This is a genomic window from Bacillus sp. T2.9-1 (assembly GCF_950097965.1).
Classification (GTDB): Bacteria; Bacillota; Bacilli; order Bacillales; family Cytobacillaceae; genus Niallia; species Niallia hominis.
Genome location: NZ_CATNHG010000082.1, coordinates 1 through 1,235, shown reverse-complemented (window position 1 = coordinate 1,235; position 1,235 = coordinate 1). Strand labels below are relative to the sequence as shown.

General features: G+C 39.8%; 1 protein-coding gene and 1 pseudogene. Both read left to right on the top strand.

The annotated features are described in order from the left end of the window. Positions 1–312: pseudogene (locus QQZ16_RS08890) on the top strand (UPF0236 family transposase-like protein); the annotation flags it as partial. 233 nt (positions 313–545) lie between these two features. Then, positions 546–1,118 (top strand): UPF0236 family transposase-like protein, encoded by a 573-nt coding sequence (locus tag QQZ16_RS23230; RefSeq protein WP_446715448.1) that lies wholly within the window; start codon positions 546–548, stop codon positions 1,116–1,118. Positions 1,119–1,235: the final 117 nt, after the last annotated feature.

The window sequence follows — 1,235 nt, the reverse complement described above, 5'->3', positions numbered from 1 at the left end:
TCTATGAAGGAAAAGAACCCTTTTGGGAAGCTTTTGAAACATTCTTACAGAATAATTATGCGTATGATCCTACCCAAACCTTGCTTATTATTAATGGCGATGGAGCAGGCTGGATAACGGCATGTCGGGAGTATTTTCGGGAACGCGCCTTTTTCACCATGGATCGGTTTCATGTCGCTCGTTCGATGAAGCAACTAATGAAGAGCCATCCTCGATACCGCTACATGAAAAGAGCGTTAAAAAACTACCAGGTAGAAACATTACTTCTAGAGTTGAATAGCGCAGTAGGAACAATGGATACACCAGAAGAAGNGAAATTCGCCGCTGTACATGAGGGATGGAAAGAAAACGGAAAGCGAGTCAGACTCCGAAATAAAAGGCATTTTCTCTATGAAGGAAAAGAACCCTTTTGGGAAGCTTTTGAAACATTCTTACAGAATCATTATGCGTATGATCCTACCCAAACCTTGCTTATTATTAATGGCGATGGAGCAGGCTGGATAACGGCATGTCGGGAGTATTTTCGGGAACGCGCCTTTTTCACCATGGATCGGTTTCATGTAGCTCGTTCGATGAAACAGCTAATGAAGAGCCATCCTCGATACCGCTACATGAGAAGAGCGTTAAAAAACTACCAGGTAGAAACATTACTTCTAGAGTTGAATAGTGCAGTAGGAACAATGGATACACCAGAAGAAGAAGAAAAACTAGAGCATTTCCTCGCCTTTTTAACGCATCATCAGGAAACCATAAAAGATTATCGTAGTTGGTTACAGGAGAAAGGCGTGGATACGACAGCGTATCGACCAATGGGAAGTGCAGAAGCAATGATGAATCAATTAGCCAAACGATTAAAAAATGGAAGAGCATGGAGCAAAAAAGGCGTCATGAGCATGGCACGTTTGTGGATTGGATTGAAGGATGACCTATCCATCCAAACGATATATGGGAAATGGGAGAAAGAAAAAAGCCTAAATACATCAAAGAAAGAACATCAACCGAAAAGAAAAATATCCAGAAAATTAGTAACAGAAACCGTGCGTCAGAACCTGCCATACTTAAATCAAGCGATTGGAAAACCCATTCACTTTGCCTTACAGGGATTAAAAGGTTTTTAAAAAAGAAAAAGACGAAATTTTGATGAAAGAAAACATTTAGAAAACGGATACAAAATTAGAAGTTTTACTTTATAAAAAGGGAGCTAAAAAAAACTCCCACAAAAACTTGACTCAATC